18 protein-coding genes and 1 riboswitch are annotated in these 17,929 nt (G+C 67.4%); of the genes, 6 read left to right on the forward strand and 12 right to left on the reverse strand.

The genetic code is table 11. The features are described 5' to 3' along the window. Window positions 1–46 precede the first annotated feature (46 nt). Genes RCP80_RS24645 through RCP80_RS24680 form a run of 8 tightly spaced genes read right to left on the reverse strand, consistent with a single transcriptional unit; the run spans window position 47 to window position 9,210 of the window. The gene (locus RCP80_RS24645) at window positions 47–1,558 is read right to left on the reverse strand and encodes an MCE family protein (protein WP_308480187.1); all 1,512 of its coding nucleotides are present in this window, start codon (window positions 1,556–1,558) and stop codon (window positions 47–49) included. Further along, the gene (locus tag RCP80_RS24650; RefSeq protein WP_308480188.1) at window positions 1,558–2,748 is read right to left on the reverse strand and encodes an MCE family protein; all 1,191 of its coding nucleotides are present in this window, start codon (window positions 2,746–2,748) and stop codon (window positions 1,558–1,560) included. The genes RCP80_RS24645 and RCP80_RS24650 overlap by 1 nt, the downstream gene beginning before the upstream one ends. Beyond that, complete coding sequence (locus tag RCP80_RS24655; protein WP_308480189.1) at window positions 2,745–4,214, reverse strand: MCE family protein; 1,470 nt, start codon at window positions 4,212–4,214, stop codon at window positions 2,745–2,747. The genes RCP80_RS24650 and RCP80_RS24655 overlap by 4 nt, the downstream gene beginning before the upstream one ends. A 2-nt stretch (window positions 4,215–4,216) precedes the next feature. Continuing rightward, a complete protein-coding gene (locus RCP80_RS24660; RefSeq protein WP_308480190.1) occupies window positions 4,217–5,293 on the reverse strand; it encodes an MCE family protein in 1,077 nt (358 codons plus the stop codon). Continuing rightward, the gene (locus RCP80_RS24665) at window positions 5,293–6,324 is read right to left on the reverse strand and encodes an MCE family protein (protein ID WP_308480191.1); all 1,032 of its coding nucleotides are present in this window, start codon (window positions 6,322–6,324) and stop codon (window positions 5,293–5,295) included. The genes RCP80_RS24660 and RCP80_RS24665 overlap by 1 nt, the downstream gene beginning before the upstream one ends. After that, window positions 6,321–7,508, reverse strand: coding sequence for an MCE family protein (locus RCP80_RS24670; RefSeq protein ID WP_373693557.1), 1,188 nt, complete (start codon window positions 7,506–7,508; stop codon window positions 6,321–6,323). The genes RCP80_RS24665 and RCP80_RS24670 overlap by 4 nt, the downstream gene beginning before the upstream one ends. Window positions 7,509–7,529: 21 nt before the next feature. Next, window positions 7,530–8,387 carry an MlaE family ABC transporter permease gene (locus tag RCP80_RS24675; RefSeq protein ID WP_308480193.1) on the reverse strand — a complete coding sequence of 286 codons (858 nt, stop codon included), beginning with the start codon at window positions 8,385–8,387 and terminating at the stop codon, window positions 7,530–7,532. Between the two features lie 10 nt (window positions 8,388–8,397). Then, the gene (locus tag RCP80_RS24680; RefSeq protein WP_308480194.1) at window positions 8,398–9,210 is read right to left on the reverse strand and encodes an MlaE family ABC transporter permease; all 813 of its coding nucleotides are present in this window, start codon (window positions 9,208–9,210) and stop codon (window positions 8,398–8,400) included. Between the two features lie 262 nt (window positions 9,211–9,472). On the opposite strand from RCP80_RS24680, the gene RCP80_RS24685 reads away from it, so the two are divergent. Both RCP80_RS24685 and RCP80_RS24690 read left to right on the forward strand, forming a co-directional pair. Continuing rightward, window positions 9,473–10,246: an SDR family NAD(P)-dependent oxidoreductase gene (locus RCP80_RS24685; protein ID WP_308483009.1), complete on the forward strand. Its 774-nt coding sequence runs from the start codon at window positions 9,473–9,475 to the stop codon at window positions 10,244–10,246. A gap of 48 nt (window positions 10,247–10,294) precedes the next feature. Beyond that, window positions 10,295–10,747, forward strand: a complete 453-nt coding sequence (locus tag RCP80_RS24690) for a hypothetical protein (RefSeq protein ID WP_308480195.1) — start codon at window positions 10,295–10,297, stop codon at window positions 10,745–10,747. A gap of 7 nt (window positions 10,748–10,754) precedes the next feature. On the opposite strand, the gene RCP80_RS24695 is transcribed toward RCP80_RS24690, so the two are convergent. The 3 genes from RCP80_RS24695 to RCP80_RS24705 all read right to left on the reverse strand — a co-directional run bounded on the left by RCP80_RS24695 (window position 10,755) and on the right by RCP80_RS24705 (window position 12,812). Continuing rightward, complete coding sequence (locus RCP80_RS24695) at window positions 10,755–11,228, reverse strand: general stress protein (protein ID WP_308480196.1); 474 nt, start codon at window positions 11,226–11,228, stop codon at window positions 10,755–10,757. An 86-nt stretch (window positions 11,229–11,314) separates the two neighbouring features. Continuing rightward, window positions 11,315–11,734: a PPOX class F420-dependent oxidoreductase gene (locus RCP80_RS24700; protein WP_373693558.1), complete on the reverse strand. Its 420-nt coding sequence runs from the start codon at window positions 11,732–11,734 to the stop codon at window positions 11,315–11,317. A gap of 58 nt (window positions 11,735–11,792) precedes the next feature. Then, entirely contained in the window at window positions 11,793–12,812 is a 1,020-nt protein-coding gene (locus RCP80_RS24705; RefSeq protein ID WP_373693559.1) for a phosphotransferase, read from the reverse strand. Window positions 12,813–12,987: 175 nt separating this feature from the next. On the opposite strand from RCP80_RS24705, the gene RCP80_RS24710 reads away from it, so the two are divergent. From RCP80_RS24710 to RCP80_RS24725, 4 genes are all read left to right on the forward strand, one after another. After that, window positions 12,988–13,587 carry a TetR/AcrR family transcriptional regulator gene (locus tag RCP80_RS24710; protein ID WP_308480199.1) on the forward strand — a complete coding sequence of 200 codons (600 nt, stop codon included), beginning with the start codon at window positions 12,988–12,990 and terminating at the stop codon, window positions 13,585–13,587. A gap of 42 nt (window positions 13,588–13,629) precedes the next feature. Continuing rightward, window positions 13,630–13,814: riboswitch (cobalamin riboswitch) on the forward strand. 43 nt (window positions 13,815–13,857) lie between these two features. Next, window positions 13,858–14,913 (forward strand): FecCD family ABC transporter permease, encoded by a 1,056-nt coding sequence (locus tag RCP80_RS24715; protein ID WP_308480200.1) that lies wholly within the window; start codon window positions 13,858–13,860, stop codon window positions 14,911–14,913. Further along, complete coding sequence (locus tag RCP80_RS24720; protein WP_308480201.1) at window positions 14,910–15,704, forward strand: ABC transporter ATP-binding protein; 795 nt, start codon at window positions 14,910–14,912, stop codon at window positions 15,702–15,704. Before RCP80_RS24715 ends, RCP80_RS24720 begins: the two co-directional genes overlap by 4 nt. 15 nt (window positions 15,705–15,719) lie before the next feature. Beyond that, window positions 15,720–16,784, forward strand: coding sequence for an ABC transporter substrate-binding protein (locus tag RCP80_RS24725; RefSeq protein ID WP_308480202.1), 1,065 nt, complete (start codon window positions 15,720–15,722; stop codon window positions 16,782–16,784). A 140-nt stretch (window positions 16,785–16,924) separates the two neighbouring features. Here the strand turns inward: RCP80_RS24725 and RCP80_RS24730 are convergent, their stop codons facing one another. After that, window positions 16,925–17,920, reverse strand: a complete 996-nt coding sequence (locus RCP80_RS24730; protein ID WP_308480203.1) for a glycoside hydrolase family 6 protein — start codon at window positions 17,918–17,920, stop codon at window positions 16,925–16,927. Window positions 17,921–17,929: the final 9 nt, after the last annotated feature.

Raw genomic sequence — 17,929 nt, forward strand, 5'->3', positions numbered from 1 at the left:
TCCAAAGCCAGTGCAGCACCGCGGTTTCCGCCCGTCCACCGACGCCCTACCGCGGCATCAGGTCTTCCCAGCTCTGCGCGGCCGGCTGCGCCAAATCCGATTGGCGGAACACCGAGCCGTCCGGTGTGGCGTACTGCCCGGTGCCCGGGTTGTACGTGGCGATCGCGACCGAGGGACCGGCCGCATCGTGGGCGCTCGGCGTCACCGGCAGCGCCCCCTCGACCGGGGCGGGTCCCGGCGCCGGAGGCGGCAACGGAGTGCCCTCGGTGGGTCCGAAGATGTTCGCGTCGGGGGTAACCCGGTCATCCGGTGGGACTCCCTGGGCGATGAGGCCCGGATCGATCGGGTACGGGCCGAGGGCATGCTGGCGCTGCGCCAACGGCCGGAAAGGCTCGTCGCTCTCACAGATCTCGACCGTCGGTGCGCGCTTGCCCGGCTGGGCGATGCAGGGGTAGTTGCGTGCCCCGCGCACGCCGATCGGTGAATCCTGCGGCAGCTTGCAGTACAGACCCTCCGGGGTGTCCACGTCGGTCAGGTCGGTCGGGGAACGCCACGACGAGGGCGGCAGGAATCCCACCGTGCAGGCCGCCGGGTCACCGAGGGTGACGGTGAACTCGGCCAGCGCCAGGCCGGTCGGGTTGTTCAGCGACGACCCGTAGGACTGGGTGGCGGCCAGATACGGCGGAAGCAGCACCAGCAACTGTTCGATCGACGGATGGTAGGTGACCCCGATCTGTCCCACCGTGGTCAGGTTCGCCAGCAGCACCGGCAAGGTCGGCTTGATCTGGTTGAGGAGCCGTGAGGCCTCGTCCGCGGTGTCGGAGCCGGTACGCAGGATGGTCCGCACCTCGGGGTCGCGGGCATCGATCGCGCCGGTGATCCCGGCCAGGCTGCGCGCCCAGGTGCGGATGGCATAGACGCTTTCGGCCTGACCGTCGAGCAGCGGACGACTCTCCTCGATCAGCGTGCGGGTGCTGTCGGCGTGGTCGTTGAGGTCGGCGGCGAGCCGGGCCGACGAGTCGAACAACGAGCCCAGGTCGTGACCGGTTCCGTTGAGCGCCTTGAAGGATTCGTCGAGCAGGCCGGTGAGCTTGCCGGTGGGGATGCTGCCGACCAGATCGTTCATTTGATCGAGCATCGGGCCGACGGGCTGCGGCAGCGCGGAATGGCCCGCCACGATCACCGTCCCGTCCTCCAGATAGGGACCACCCTCGGTGCGCGGCAACAGATCTACGTACTGTTCGCCGACCGCGGACACGCTGAGCACCTTCGCTTCCAGGTCGACGGGGATCTTCGGCGAAGTCTTCAGCGACATCGTCACCTCGGCACCGTCGCGGGTCGGACGGATGTCGGTGACCTTGCCCACCTCGATGCCCCGGTAGGTCACGTTGGAGAACTGGTACAGGCCGCCGGTGCCGGGCAGTTGCAGCTGCACCGAGATCCGTCCGATCCCGAGTAGCACCGGGGCCTGCATGTATACGAAGATCATGGTGCCGACGCCGATCACCGAAGCGACGGCGAAGATGGCCAGCTGGGTACGGACGAAACGCGTCAACATCAGCCCTGTCCTCCCTCGAGCGCCGGCGCCGCACCCGTGGGCGCATCGACCAGCGGCGGAATGGTGGCCAACTCGTCGGGCACCGGGGTCAGCGGAGCTTTCAGCGGGTCCCGCGTGTAAGTCGAGTACCAGGGATCACCCGGCGCCGGGACCAACGAGGCGTTCGGCTCGCCCCACCGGGTACCGAGCAGGAGTCCGCTCTTCAGCCGCGAAATCGTGAAGTCGAACACGATGAACTGATTCATGAAATCGCCGCGGATGCCGCGGTCGATGAATTCCTGGGTGTACGGATAGGTGGGCAGGTACGCCAGGGCGGTCGCCAAATCGGGTCCCACATCGGCGAGTGCGCGCACCGTCGGTTCCAGGTTCTCCAGGTTGCGGACGATATCGGCCTGGGACTCGTTGACGAGTTGCGTTGCGGTGTCACTGAAGTCACCCAGCTTGCGTAGCGCCGTCGTGATGCGCGGGCGCTGCTCGTTGAGCACCTCCAACGCCTTGGGGATGCGGTCCAGGGCGTCGGTGAGCACGTCGCGTTCGCCGGCGAACGTCGCGGCGAGCCGTTCCAACTCCGAGATCGAGGCAATGATGTTGTCGTGCTGGTTGTCCAGCAGGCCGATCACCTTGTTCATCCGGGTGACCAGGTCCCGGATCTGAGGCTGCCGACCGTCCAGCGCGGCGTTGAAGTTGTTGATGATGCCACCGATGTGGCTGAGCCCGCCGCCGTTGACGACCACGGACAGCGACGACAGCGTCTGCTCGGTGGAGGGGTAGGTCGAGGCCTTGTCCACCGGAATGGTCGCGCCCGCCGGCAGCCGGCCGGTGGGCTCCTCGCCGACCGGCGGGTCCAGGGCCAGGTGCATGGATCCCAGCAGGCTGGTCTGCCCCACGGTGGCGACGGCGTTCGCCGGGACCACGGCATCGGGCTGCACCGAGAGTTCCACCTGGGCGCGCCAGTCGTCCACCACCATCTTGCGCACGGCACCGACGACGACGTCGTTCACCATGACCGGCGAATTGGATTCCAGCGTACCGATATTGGCGATCTGAACCCGGTAGGGAATCGCATCCCCACCGGTACCGACGGTGCCGGGCAGTGGCAACGAGTTGAGACCGTCGAAGGAACAGCCGGACGCCACCAGTGCGACACCGCACGCGGCGGCTATCGCGCGTCTGATCCGCGGTGTCCTCATGGGGTGGTTCCCGTCGGTGCCGGCGCTTCCGCGGGCAGCAGCATCTCGGCCAGGTTCGACGCGGCAGGTGCAGCGGCCGGCGGAGCGGGCAGCCCCGGCGGGACGGGGGCGCCCGGGTACAGCGCAGGATGGCGAGCAGCGGGCAACCCGTCGGGGGCGTAGGCCCCGGGGGGCTGGGGCGGGTCGAACCATCCCGGCGGCGGCGGGGAATCGCCGCCGGCGCCGGTGTACGCCGAGACCGCCGGCGGTATCTCGGCCGGCACCGGGGCCCCTCCCGCACCGCCCGGCGCGAGGCTGGGATCGGAGTAGATCACGTTCTTGGGGGCGGGCCCCAGGAACGCGTTGAACGGCACCGGCAGGTAGTTGAAATTCATCAACCGCAGCGCGGGCCCCAGGTACTCGGCACAGGCCTTGCCCGACTCCGAGGCGGTGACATTCTCGACCGCTGCGATCGATGCGCAGATGGCGTGCAACGGGTTGGCGAAGTTGTGCACCGCGAACGACCCGCGCGGGCCGCCGGTGTCCGGGTTGTAGATGTTGTAGCCGTTGACCAGCGCGTTCGGCGCGGCATGCAGCACATTCTTGACCACCATGCTGTTGTCGGACAACACCTGGGTCACGTTCGCCAAGCGCTGCATCTGCTCGGCGGTTTGATCCCGCGAACCGGCGACAAACCGCTGCACCTTGCCGACGGCCTGGGACAACTCGCCGATGGCCGAGTCCAGATCCGCGCGGCCGCCGTCGATGACGCCGGTGACATCGGCCAGCCGGTCCTGGAACTGCACGATCTGAGTGTTGCTGTTGCGCAACGCGCTCACGAACACCTGGAGGTTCTCGATGGTCGACGCAATGTCGCCGCTGCCCTGGCCGAGAGTTCGCCCCACGTCGGACAATTCGGTGATGGTCTGCTTGAGTAACTGCCCGTTGCCGGACATCGCGTCGGCGGCGGTGTCGATGAAGCGTCCCAGCGAGGTGCCCGAGACGCCACTTTCCGGGCCCAGTTCGGTGGCCAAGCGGGTGAGTTGTTCCTTGATCTGGTCCCACTCGACCGGGATCGCGGTGCGATCTTCCCCGATTTCGCCGCCGTCGGCCATGGTCTCGCCGGTTGCCTCCGGACGCGAGCCGTAGGCGGGAGTCAACTGCACATACCGCGCCGACACCAGATTCGGGGCCACGATGATCGCCTTCGCGTCGGCCGGGACGGGGACGTCGCGGTCGACGTGCAGGGTGAGTCGGGTCCGGGTGCCGAGCGCGTCGATCGATTTGATGGTGCCCACCCGCACGCCGACGATGCGCACCTCATCGCCGGGGTAGATGGCCGTCGCCGACGTGAAGTAGGCGACGATCGTCTTGGGGCCCAGAAACCTCTGATGCCCCACGTAGCCGACGCCCGCCACCAGCGCCGCTGCCACAGCGGCGAGTAGGAGTTTCGTGGCCCGCGGACCGAGCCGCCGATTGGCGATCATGGTCATCCTCCGGGAATACCGTTGTTGGGGAAGGGGAATTCGGCACGCGGTCCGGCAGTGTCGGGTGGCTGGCCGGCGTTGACGCCGCGGCGGAATCCGAGCGCATAATCGAGGAAGGGCTGCAGGGCCGCGCCGGGCAGCATATTGGACGGAAACCCGTTGTAGTAGAACCCGTTGTTGACCGCCTCGCCCTGGGTCAGTTGGTACTTCGCAAGGCCCTCAAGCGCTTTCGTCAGGTTGTCGCGGTTGCGTTCGAGCATCTCGGCGACCCGGTTGAGTTGTTCGAGCGTCGGGGCGAGTTCCTGCTCATTGTCATCGACGAGACCGGACAGTTGCTGGGCCACCGCCGTGGTGTTGGCGAGCAGGGTGACGATCGCGTGCCGTCGGTCCCGCAACACCCCGAGCAGGTCGTTGGCGTTGAGGATCAGGCGGTTCACCTGTTGACTGCGCTCGGCCAGGATTCCGGTGACGTCGCTGGCGGTGCTGAGCAGACTACCCAGGGACTCGTTGCGGTTGTTCAACGACTTCGACAACCGGCTCACCCCGTCGAAGGTGGGGGCCAGTTGTGGCGCCACCCGCTCGATGGTCTCCGACAACGTATCCAGCGACTGGTTGATGGCGGCGGTGTCGGTCGCGGTGGTGTTCGAGGTGAACTCGTTCAGGGCGTCGGTCAGCGTGTAGGGCGACGCGGTGCGCGACAACGGAATGACACCGAGCGCACCGATGCTGCCGCTGCCCCGTGGTTCAACCACCAAGACTCGTTCGCCGAGCAGCGTGCCGATGCTGATCTGCGCTTCGGTGTCCTGGCCGAGTCGCACCTTGCTGTTGACGGCAAAGGTCACCAGTGCCGCGCCGCCGTCGAACTCGACATCGGAGACGGCGCCGACCGTGACCCCGGAGACCTTGACGTCGTTGCCTGCGGTCAGGCCGCCCGCTTCGGCGAAGACCGCCTGGTATCGGACCGAGGTCACCATCGACAGCAGTTGTTGCGGCTGCAACCCGACCGCGATGACCAGCATGATCAGCACCAGGCCGATGAATCCGGCACGGACCAGGGAGGATTCCCGATATTTGAGCATCAGGGCTCCTCGCATCTTCCGGTGTTCTGGATGAGCCAGGGGAAGTAGGCGGTGCGCCCCTCCAGGTCCGAGACCCGCATCGAGATTCCGCAGAGGTAGAGGTTCAACCAGCTGCCGTAGGAGCCGAGCCGCACCAGTTTGCGGTAGTTCTGCGGGGCCTTCTGCAAGGTGAGGTCGAGTCGGGCCAGGTCCGTTTCATTCGACAGCAGCGGTGCCAACCGGGTGAGTTGATCCACGGTGCCCGACAACGACGGTCGGGCTTCGGTGAGCAGGTCCGCCAGGGAGGCGGTGCCGTTGTCCAGCGCCGTGATGGCCGCACCGATCGGATCGCGTTCTTCGGCGAGACCGCTCACCAGGCGCTCGAGGCCGTCCACCGCACCGGAGAACCTTTTTCCGTCCTTGGCCAGTACCGCCAGTGTCTCGTTGAGGTTCTCGATCAGGCGCTCCACGGTCTCCCCGTTGTCGGCCACGGCGTTGGTGAACGACGACGTCCGGGCGAACAGCGACTCCAAGTCCCCGCCCTGTCCCTGCAGGATTTGGATCAACGAGGCGGTCAGCGCATTCACGTCATCGGGATCGAGCCCTTGGATGACCGGCTTGAGGCCACCAAGCAGCAGGTCCAGATTCAGTGCGGACTCGGTGCGATCCAACCCGATGTGGGATCCCGGCGGTTGGATGCGGGCGGCGCCGGGTTCGTCGAGCAGTTCCAGGTAGCGGTCGCCGACGAGATTCAGGTACCGCACCGCAACCCTGGTGCCTTCGGTGAGGCGGATGTGGTCGTCGGCGTCGAAGGCGACCAGCACGGTGTTGTCGGGCTGCAACTCCACCTCCCGCACGGTGCCGATCCGAATTCCGGAGACCCGCACCGAATCCCCCGATCTCAGGCTCGACGAGTCTTCGAACAGCGCCGAATAGGTGTTGGTGGAGCCGGACCGGTACTGGCTGAAGATCACGAACAGCCCCCCGGTCAGCAGCACCATCGTGACCACGAAGGCGCCGAATTTGGTGGCCGTGCGTCCCAGTCCGCTCATCCGGGGTGCCCAACCTGTGAAGAGTTGCGCGGCGGCCCACCGATGGGTCCGTAGAGCATCTGTTTGAGTCCGTCGGAGTTCAGCAGGATCCCCTCGTTGCCGTATTGCGCGGGGTTGGCACCGACGTCTGCGATCACGAACGGCGGACGCTTCTGGAACCCGACCGTGGGCAGATCGGTGCACTGCGGCCCGCCGGTGGCGGCCACCTTCGGCAGGTTCTGTGGGTAGCGGTAGCGCTCCTGGCCCGGGACCACGGCCTGCAGGAGCACCCCGCCGGGCATCGGGGTGCCGGGCGCCTTCGCCAGTTCGGCGGCACCGCCGATGCCGCAGGTCAGCGCCGGGTTGTACTGGTTGGTGAGGTCGGTGGTGGGCACGAGCAGGCGCATCACCTCGCTGATCGCGCGCCGGTTGGTACCTACCACGTCGTTGCCGGTGTCGGACAGGCCGATCACGCTGATCAGCAGGGCATCGAGATGCTGCTGTTCCTCGACCAGAGTTTGGCTGATCCGGCTCGACGCGGCGACGGTGGTGATCAGATCTGGTGCGGCGTCGGCATACGCTCGGAAAACCTCTGGCGCAACGGTGATCTCGTGCTCCATCGCCGGCAGACTCGGGTCGATCTTGACCAGGAACTCCTCGAAATCGGACAGCATCTGGCCGATCTGCTCGCCGCGGCCGTCCACCGCCGTCGCCAACGCGCCGAGCGTCTCGTTGAGCTTCGTGGGTTCGATCTTGTTCAGCACCGAGGACAGCTGCTCGAAGACGGTGTTGACCTCGACCGAGACGTGGTCGGCGCCCAACACCTGGCCGGCCTGCAGCGGCTCGGCGGCGGGATTCACCGGTGGAATCAGATCGACGAACTTGGAGCCGAACACCGTGGTGGAGGCGATTTCCACGCGGACGTTGGACGGGATGATGTCCAGGTAGGCAGGGTTCATGGCCAGGTGCAGCGCGGCCCGGCCGTCCGGCAGCGATTCGATCGAGCGCACCGTACCCACCTGGGCGCCATGCAGTTTCACCTTGGCGTCGGCGTTCATCACCAGACCGGCGCGCTGCGAGAGCACGGTGACCGGAACCGACGTGGTGAAGCTGCCGCGAAATAGGCCCACCGCCACGGCCACCACCGCCACGGCAGCCAGTACGCTCGCCGCCCCCACCAGTCGTCTCTTGATCTCCGGATCCATTGCCATCAGTTGCGCTCCGCCCTAGCCCGAAAGGTTGAAGTTGCCGTTGGAGCCGTAAATGGACAGGGAGACCAGCAGGGTCACCGAGACGACGGCGACCAGCGAGGTGCGTACCGCGTTACCGACCGCGGCCCCGACCCCGGCCGGCCCGCCCGCGGCGAAGTAGCCGAAATAGGTGTGGATCAACAGGATCGTGATCGCCATCAGGATCGCCTGCAAAAACGACCACAACAGGTCGATCGGATTCAAAAACGTATAGAAGTAGTGGTCGTAGAGGCCACCGGACTGCCCCAACAACACCACCGTGGTGAACTGCGCGGCCACAAACGACATGATCACCGCGATCGCATACAACGGCGTGATCGCCGTCATCCCCGCGATGATCCGCGTCGAAACCAGATACTCCACCGGCGGAATCCCCATCGACTCCAGCGCGTCGATCTCCTCGTTGATCCGCATCGCGCCCAACTGCGCCGTCACCCCCGCCCCGAACGTGGCGGCCAACCCGATACCGGCCACAATCGGCGCCGCGATACGCACGTTGATGAACGCCGACAAGAACCCCGTCAACGCCTCGATGCCGATATTGCCCAGCGACGAATAACCCTGGATCGCCAACACCCCACCAGTGGCCAACGTCAAGAACCCGACGATCACCACGGTGCCGCCGATCATCGCCAGCGTGCCCGCACCCATCGAAATCTCGGCGATCAACCGGATGATCTCCTTGCGGAACCGCACCATCGCCGGCGGCACCCCAGCCAGGGCACGACCATAGAACAAGATGTGATCGCCGATCCCGGAAAAGAAGTCCACCGGCCGGCCCGCCTGGCCGACCAGCCGCGGAAAGCGTTGCCGCAACAGCGTTGAAGTACCCATGGCGCCCGCCCTACCCGTTCGTCATCTGAATGCCGATGGCCGTGACAATCACGTTGATCACGAACAACGCCATGAACGCGTACACCACCGTCTCGTTGACCGCATTACCGACCGCCTTGGCCCCACCGCCAGTGATCGTCAACCCCCGATAACAGGCCACCAACCCCGCGATCAGACCGAACAACGCCGCCTTGACACACGAGATGATCACCTCCGGAACCCCGGTCAACAGCGTGATCCCAGCCGCGAACGCACCCGGATTCACATCCTGAATGAACACCGAAAACACATAACCGCCCAGGATCCCGATGATCACCACCAAGCTGTTCAACAACAGCGCCACCAGACCCGCCGCCAACATCCGCGGCGTCACCAGACGCTGCACCGGATTGATGCCCAGCACCTCCATCGCGTCGATCTCCTCACGAATGGTCCGCGACCCCAGATCCGCGCACATCGCCGTCGCACCCGCACCAGCCACGATCAACACCGTCACCATCGGACCCAACTGCGTCACCGCACCGAACGCCGCCCCCGCACCCGAGAGATCCGCCGCCCCCAACTCCCGCAACAAAATGTTCAACGTGAACGACACCAGAACCGTGAACGGAATCGCCACCAACAACGTCGGCGCCAACGACACCCGCGCCACAAACCAGCACTGCTCCAAGAACTCCCGGCCCTGAAAGGGCCTACGGAAGAGGAATTTGAGGGCGTCGGCGGACATCGCGAGGAGTCCACCGACCGCCTGCATGGGTCCGGATTTGCCGGCTCCGAAACCGCGCAGTCCGACGGACCAGCGGTCCTGGGCATTACTGACCATGTGCCGCAGAAGCCTCCCTCGACTGGCTCAACCGAAAACCCAGCTCCGCGCGCCGATGCACCGGACAAGGAGACGGTGACAGCCCGCGCCGACCGGCGGCACGTCCCATCCCATCTACCGGGAAGCGTCGGAGCCGCACCCCCGCACGGCGGGAGACCGTAATCTCCTGTCAGATGTGTGCGCGTTCGCCGATCCGAGGAGTTGAGCCGTGTCGCTGCCCCCTGAACCCCCACCCGCGCTGTCGCGTTATGCCCAGCGCCGCGTGCTGATCACCGGCGGTGGTTCGGGCATCGGGCAGGCCTGCGTGCTGCGGATCCTTGCCGAGGGGGGTCACGTGGTCGCCGCCGACATCAGCGCCGACGGACTCGGCGACACCACCGCCCGGGCCGGCGCGCACGGCAGCCGCTTGTCCACGGTGGTCATGGACGTCGGCGACGAGGGTTCGGTCCAGGCCGGGGTCGGTGCCGCGTCGGAACGATTGGGTGGCCTCGACACCCTGGTCAATGCCGCGGGGATTCTGCGCTCCTCACATCTGACGCAGACCACGTTGGCCGATTTCGAACAGGTACTGCGGGTCAACCTGGTGGGGACTTTCCTCGTCACCCGGGAAGCCATCGGCGCTCTGCACGCCGGCAACGGGCCCGCGGTGGTCAATTTCAGTTCCACCTCGGCGCACTTCGCCCATCCCTACATGGCCGCCTACGCCGCCTCCAAGGGCGGGGTGCTTGCGATGACCCACAGCTGGGCGATGGAGTTCGCCAAGGCCGGTATCCGATTCAATTCCGTTCAGCCCGGCTCGATCTCGTCCGGGATGACCGACGGCACGGGATCCTCGCGGCAAAGCGTCGGGCCGGGACTGCCCGAGGACGCCGACTTCGCCTTGTTCGGCAAGGTCGCACCGATGCTGCCGCTGGCGGGCGGACAGATTTTCGCCAGCCCGGACGCTGTTGCGGGAGTCGTGGCGATGCTCGGCAGCGACGACGCGCACTTCATCACCGGCACCGAGGTCCGGATAGACGGCGGCGCCCACATGTGACGAGCCGTCCTGCACGTGCAAGTTCGGCCCGAACCACGGAGGATTGACATGAAGATGGCGAAGCTGCTGGGCACTGCTTCAGCCGTGGCTCTCATGAGCCTATTAAGTGCTGCGCCAAGCAATTCCGAGCCATTCTTCGCCAATTACCAGCTCGTCATCCCGGACCGGTACGACTTCCACACCTGGACCTGGGCGGTCTCGCACTGCGCGCCGGTCGCTGAGGACTGCAAGTACATCTCCGCGATCCCGATGCCCGTGGCCAAGGCGTTCGAGTACACCGGCACCGCCCACTTGGCCGACGGTCGCTACACGTTGGCGGTGGATGTCCCCGACGGATTACGCTGCGGCAACGTCTATTACGGACCGATCATCGCGACCCACGACGTGTATTCCTGGGACGCGGCCAGCTTGCAGGGTACGTTGACGTCGTCGTTCGCGAGCGGCTGCGATGGCACGCCGGGCGGCGCGTTCAGCTATCCGTTCTCGCTGGTGCGGCTGTAGGCCGGTATCAGCGGCCCTGGGTGTAGCGAGCGGCATCGGCCGCGTGTTCGGCTGAAACACACACGTCGTAGCGCTGCGCCTCGAGCGATTGCACACTGGAGAAGTCTCGCTCACCCCCGGTGGCGAGGTGGGCGAAGAAACCGAATACAGCACCCCAAAAGGCGCCGATGGCCAGGGCGACCAACATCGTCACGATCCACGCGGGCCCCAGCGTGAAGATCGACAGCAGCAGGCCGATCAACAAGCCGAACCACGCACCGGCGGCGGCACCCGAGAGCGCCGCCCTGCCCTTGTTCATGCGGCCCGTGACACGTTCGACGGTGCGCAGGCCGTCGCCGATGATGCGCACGTGCTCGACGGGGAAGCCGTCGTCGGACATCCGGTCCACGAGCCGTTGGGCGTCGATGTACTTGTCGAACGACGCGATCACGTGCCGCTCGGGGGACCCCACTCCGGGGTGTTCGGGCTGACCGCTGGGCATTGTCACTGCTACCTCCAGATTTGTCGCGGGCGCGGGGTGCGCCGACACCGAGTCGGATACCCGCTTCGCATGGATGGAACCTTCTCCTAGCCGGCTACGTCGAAACTCGCGATGACCTTGCTGGGTGCGATGCGCACCACCAATTCGTCGGGCGCCGCGTTGCGCCGACCGTACTGCTCGGCGCGGTCCTCGCCCATGTAGCGTGCGGCGATCCGGGTGGCGACCGCAAGCAGATCGGGGTCGTCTTCGCGCAGCGCGGCGACGCCTTGGATCTGCACGAACGCGAACGGCGGGCGTTCGTCGTCGACCACCAGCACGACCCGCGGATCACGTTGCAAGGCACGTCCTTTGGCGGTGTCTCGACCCGTGTTGAAGACGATTGCGCCGTCCTCGACCAGAAACCAGACCGGAGCGACGAGCGGGCGGCCGTCGCCGGCGAGGTACCCGAGCTTGCCCGTGCGGGTGCCCTCGGACAGAAAGGCCACGACGTCGTCGCGTAAAGCAATTGCCGCCACGCGGTCCATGATGCCGGGTGGGGCGCGGCGACGGCGCCGATTGGGGAGTCTATTCGGCGATTTCGGCGATCGCCGACGCCGAATCCAAGTCGCCGAACGCGATCGCGTAGCGCTGGGCCAACGCCACGGCGACCTCCGCGCGCTGCCACATGCCGCCGTCGGCGCTGGCGGTGACCAACCACAGCGCCAAACCGTGGGCCACCGAGGCGCGGTAGCGCAGCCAGATCTCGTCGGCGGACGGCGTCTCGTCGCTCGGGAGTCCCAGCGCGTCGCGGTACTCGGCCAGCAGTGCCCGCTCGTGCGCGCGTCGGTCCTCGGTGGTCACCGCGCCCTGCAGGAAATAGCCGACGTCCAGTGACCAGTTGCCGCGCCGGGCCATCTGCCAGTCGAGAAATCCCACCTCACCGGCCGGCGTGACGTAGGTGTTGCCGATATGGGCGTCGCCGTGCAGCAAGGTCTGCGGCGAGGTGGTCAGCGTCCGGATGTAGGGCTTCCAGATCGATTCGACGAGCTGATCGATGGTCAACGACAACACTTCGGCCGGGGTATCGGCATCGAGTCGTTCCAACGCCGAGGGCAGCGGGGCGTACTGCAGACCATCGAAGGGCTCGAACGGCTCGAGCCAGCCCAACCGGGGATGCGCCAGCACGCGCTCACCCCAGAAGCGTCCGTGCATCCGGCCCAGGGCTCGCATGCCGGTGGCGGCCTGCTCCACCGAAAGCGGCCGCAGCGAATCCCGAGGATCGGCGCCGCGCGCGGACAGATCCTCCATCACCAGGCAGAAGTCGTAGGCGTCCTCGTCGGCCACCGCGGCATAGACCAGAGGGTGCTCGAGCGGCAACTCCACCGCCGCGCTGAACAGCCGCGGTTCGTGGAACATGCCGCTGGTCATCCGGATCAGATCCTTGTGCGCGGGGTCGGCCGCCTTCACGAACACCGTGGCCGGCCCCGCGCCGGCCGAATAGGTCAGCCCCAGCCGGGCGCGGCGGTTCGTGCCGTCGTCGCGCAGTTCGACGGTCACCGCGTCGACCACGGCGTCCGGGTGCTGCTGCGCCAGCGCGGCGGTCATCCACTCGGACGTGATTTCGTCCAGGTTCGCGGGCACTGTCAGGGGCAGCGTGTTCACGCGAATGCTCTCCTCGCGGTCGGGCCAGCTGTAGTTACGACACGACTCGTGTCGTAACGGCCGACGCTACCCGACTCGGGCACGCCGGGGAAGGGTTTGCCTGCTCTAAGCTCGCGGCATGCCTCAGGCCCGGGGTGGCAGGCCACGCGACGCCCAGTTGCACGACGAGATTCTGGTCGCCACGTGCACGTTGCTCGTCGCGCGCGGCTACGCCGAGGTCTCCATGGACAGCGTCGCCGCCCTGGCGGGAGTCAGCAAGAAGACGCTCTACCGACGCTGGCCGTCGAAGGCGCCGATGGTCGCCGAAGCCGTGCTCAGCGCCTACGGTCGCCGCAGTACCTTCGAAGTGCCCGAGACCGGTGACCTGCGCGCCGATCTGCGCTCCTGGCTCGTCGAACACGCCGAATTCCTGGGCGAGGCAACCAATGCGGCGCTGATTCGGTCGCTGATCGCCGCGGCCGCGGCCAGCCCAATGGACAACGAGGCGCTGTATCGCCAGCTCAGCGTTCCGCAACACGACGGGCTGGTCACGCGCCTGGGCAGGGCCGCGGCCGACGGCGAAATCCGCCGCGGGCTCGATCATGAGCGCATCGCCGATGCCCTGATCGGCACCCTGCTCCTCCGCGTCCTGGTGGCGGCTCCACAAAACAGCGCGCCCGCAACAGAATTCGATGGCCTGCTCGATGCCCTGCTGCACGGGATCGGCCCGGCCGAATAGCCCGCGCGCACACACGGGCGGGCCGCCGCGGTGTCGATTGGTAGCCTCAGCCCGGAGAACGGTCGCATCCGCCTGAGGGCGGGTGCCAGGGAACCCGGTGTGAATCCGGGACTGGCGCGCAGCGGTATGGGAGACGGACTCGACACTGGCCACTGGAAACACTTCCGGGAAGGCGTCGGGTTCGAACGATCCTGAGTCCGAAGACCTGCCGTTCTTCGTTGAGTCCACCGTGTAACTCGCGCACAGTTACCCAGACTTCGAAGGCAAGACGTGCACAAGACGGGCGTTCCCGCAGTACGACGGCTCCGCGCCGGTCCATTGACCGCGCTGCTGGCCGTCCTCACGGCCGTGAGCATCCTGCTGTCCGTCGCCTTCGGCGCCGAGCACATCCCGATCGGTGAGGTCTGGCGCACCGTCACCGGCCGATTCGGCGGCACGGAGGTGGACGTCGCCTACGACGTGATCATCTGGGACCTGCGACTGCCCCGCTCGGTGTTGGCCGCGATCGTGGGTGCCGGACTGGCGCTGGCGGGTGCCCTGATGCAGGCGCTCGTGCGCAACCCGCTCGCCGAGCCCTACCTGCTCGGGGTGTCCGCGGGCGCCGCCGTGGGTGCGACGGCCGTGATGACCCTCGGCGCGCTCGCCGGCCTGGGCGTGTGGGCGTTGTCCGGCGGCGCGCTGCTCGGCGCGTTGGTCGCCACCGTCACGGTCTACAGCGTGGCCCGCGCGCAGGGCGGGTTGACCGCGCTGCGGTTGATCCTCTCGGGAGTGGTGCTGTCCTCGGCGTTCATGGCGTTGTCGTCGTTGCTGGTGTTCACCGCCGGGGACCCGCACGCCGCCGAGGGCGTGATGTTCTGGATGCTGGGCAGCGTCGCCGGTGCGACGTGGGCCAAGGTGCCGCTCGCGGGCGCGGTGGTGGCGATCACGCTGGCCGCGATGATCGCGATCCACTCGTGGCTCGACGCCTACGCCGCCGGCTCGGATACCGCCACATCCCTGGGCGTGCCGGTGCGCGGGCTCCGCACCACGCTGTTCGTCACCCAGGGCGTGCTGGTGGGTGTGCTGGTTGCGGTGTCCGGGGGTATCGGGTTCGTCGGCCTCATCGTCCCGCACGCGGCGCGCCTGGTGGTCGGCGCCACGCACCGGGCAATGCTGCCCGTCGCGGTCTGCGGCGGAGCGCTCTTCCTCGTGTGGGTCGACGTGATCTCGCGGGTGGCGGCGTCCCCCCGGGAGATGCCGTTGGGCATTCTCACCGGGCTGATCGGCGCACCCATCTTCCTGTTCCTGATGGGGCGTCGGCGCTACGAGTTCGGCAACAGCTCATGAGCCCGACCTCGGCCGCCCTGACTGCGCAGGGGCTGCGGTGTTGCCGCGGCGTCCGAACCATCGTTTCCGAGGTTGAACTGGACATCCCCGCAGGCACTCGGTTGGCCGTCGTCGGCCCCAACGGCGCGGGTAAGAGCACCCTGCTGCGCGCGTTGGCCGGCCTCGACACTCCGACGGCCGGTGCAATCCAGATCGACGGCCACGACGTGCGCCGGATGTCCGCCCGGCACCGGGCTCTCACGGTGGCCTTCGTCGGGCAGGAGGAGCGACCGTCCGGGGAGTTGACCGTCGCCGAGGCGGTCGGTCTCGGACGAACCCCGTATCGGCAACCCTGGTCTGTCGCCGCCGCGCAGGATCGCGGAATCATCGACGACGCGTTGGTCTCGGTGGGCCTGGGCGGCTGGGGCGATCGATCCTGCACCCAACTCTCCGGCGGCGAGCGTCATCGCGTGGTGCTGGCCCGGGCTCTTGCGCAGCAGACCGCCGTGCTCGTCCTGGATGAACCTACCAACCACCTCGATGCGGCCTGGCGGCTGCGGTTCATGCAGGTGCTGGACGAGCTGGAATGCACCGTCGTTGCGGCGATGCACGACTTGGACCTGGTACTGCGGCATTTCGACGCGGTCGCCGTCGTCGCCGAAGGCGGGGTCCTCGCGCACGGACCACCCACCGAAGTGCTGAACGCCGCGTTGCTCCGACGGGTCTTCGAGGTGGCGGGAGATATCGTCCCCCATCCCGAAACCGGCCTCCCCTACCTGCTGCTCACCCACGTCGACCCAGCCGTCCACTGAATGCGAGACACGGTCATGAAACATTCCAAATCCGGTGCCAGGCTTTTGTTTTCGGCCCTTGTCGTGAGCCTGACAGCCTGCGGAGCGCAGGCCGAGAGCGCCGCCAAGGACACGGTGACCGTCACCAACTGCGGCGCCGACGTCACCTACGAACAGCCCCTTGAGCGGCTGTTCGTCAACGACGGCGGCATGATCGGGATCGCCCTTGCCGCCGGAGCGCGCGAACAGATGACCGCGGTGAGTTCCCTGGCCCGCGACGTCGACGTCCTGCGTCTCGCGTTCGGCGAACAGGTCGACAGCCTCGACGAGGTCGCGCCCGCGCAGCCGTCGCTGGAGAACATCGTCGGCGCCCGTCCACAGGTGCTCTACGCCGGCTACAACTACGGGATGGGTGAGGCCCGCGGCATCACGCCGGAGGTCCTCGCGCGGCACGGGATCGAGGTGTACCAGCTTTCGGAGGCGTGCCGACCCGTCGAGGGGGAACGCGTCCGCGGCACCATGGACCCCTGGGTCGCCCTCGACACCGATCTGCGCAATATCGGGATCATCACCGGCAACGCCGAAACCGGCGCACGCGCGGCCGACGGTATCGCGAAACGACTCGAGAGTTTGCGTGCCGCACCACAACCCAAGCACAAGCCGAAGGTCTTCGTGTTCGACAGCGGCAGCGACACCATCTTCTCCTCCGGTGCCTTCGGCGGACCGCAGGGCATCATCGACGCGGCCGGGGCGCGCAACGCCACCGACGACGTGCAGGACACCTGGACCGCCGTCAGCTGGGAACGCATCAGCATCGCCGATCCGGACCTCATCGCGTTCGTCGACTATCCGGGCCAGTCGGTCGAGGAGAAGATCGGCGCGCTGCGCAGCCATCCGGCCAGCAGGAATCTCAAGGCGGTCCGCGAGAACCGGTTCATCAACTTCCCCTACGCGATGTGGGTGTCCAGTCCGCTCAACATCGACGCGGCCGAGGCACTGCGCGCGGTGCTCGAACGCCGGGATCTCGCGCCGAAGTCCGGCATCGAGCCGCGACTGGACGTCGCTCAACTGCAGCTGGGCGGCAACGACTGGCTGCAGTAGCGCTGTCGGCGGCCCACCACTGGCGCGAGGGGGCGCAGACTACGTAATTTGCGCGGCGTGTTGGCCGGGGACCCGCACGCTCGCGGTAAGGGTGGGGTGAGGGGTGGGGGTGAGGGTGAGGGTTTGGGAGGTAGCGCGCGCTACCAGCCCGCGTTGCGCGCCAGTTCGAGGGCGTAGTCGTTGTCCCAGGTGCCGGCCGGCGGGTGCCCGTTGCAGGCGCCGTCGGATTCACCGGGCCGTTTGACCCACAGGTAGGCGTCCACGTTCGGGCTCGCGGTCGCGGTGGTCGGCGCCGCGCCCAGGGCGCGGCCCGCCGGGTTGCACCAGTAGAGCTCGTCGTCGGTGGCCCCGAAGCCGTTGCGCGACGTGTCGATCACGTAGGGCGACCCGCCGGTCATGCCGGAGATGGCGTCGCCGTAGCCGATCTGCTCCTCGGTGGTGAAGAAGTTCGCGGTGTTGAGGCTGAACCCGCGCGCGCGGTCCACCCCGACCTCGTTGAGCATGCCCGCCATCGCCTCGGCACTCACCCAGCGCGAGTGGCCGGCGTCGATGTACACGGCCGTCGCCGGGTTGGCGGTGAGCCGGTCCACCGCATAGCGGATCAAGTCGAGGCGCTCCTGACGCTGCGCGGGCGACAGGCAGTCGGCCATCGCGAGCGCGTCGGGTTCGAGGATGACGGCCGCCGGGCCCGAGCCGATGGCACCGGCGACGCCGTCGATCCAGCCCTGATAGGCGCCGGCCGATCCGAAGCCGCCCGCGGCGTAGCTGCCGCAGTCCCGGTTCGGGATGCCGTAGAGCGCCAGGATCGGCATGGTGCCCGCGGCCTGCGCGGTGGCGATGTACTTCGCGTCGACCGCCGGGGTGGACCGGTGGTCCATCCAAAGCGCCTGCGGGGTGTTGGCGATGGCGGTCAACTGGGGATTGGGCGGATTGGCGCTGTTGGCAGCCCGCATGGCCGCCGAGTTCGGGTTGACGTAGAAGGTCTGCCCGGCCAGCGGGTTGGCCTCACTCGTCAAAAGCACCTGCGGGGACTGCGCGACGGGTGCCGGTTCGGCCACCAGACCCATGCCGGCGATCACCGCAACTGTCAGGAAAGGGGCGCTCCACCGCGCGACTGCACCAGCAGCTGAGGACATCACCCCCAG

Source organism: Mycolicibacterium sp. MU0053 (genome assembly GCF_963378095.1).
Lineage (GTDB): Bacteria > Actinomycetota > Actinomycetes > Mycobacteriales > Mycobacteriaceae > Mycobacterium > Mycobacterium burgundiense.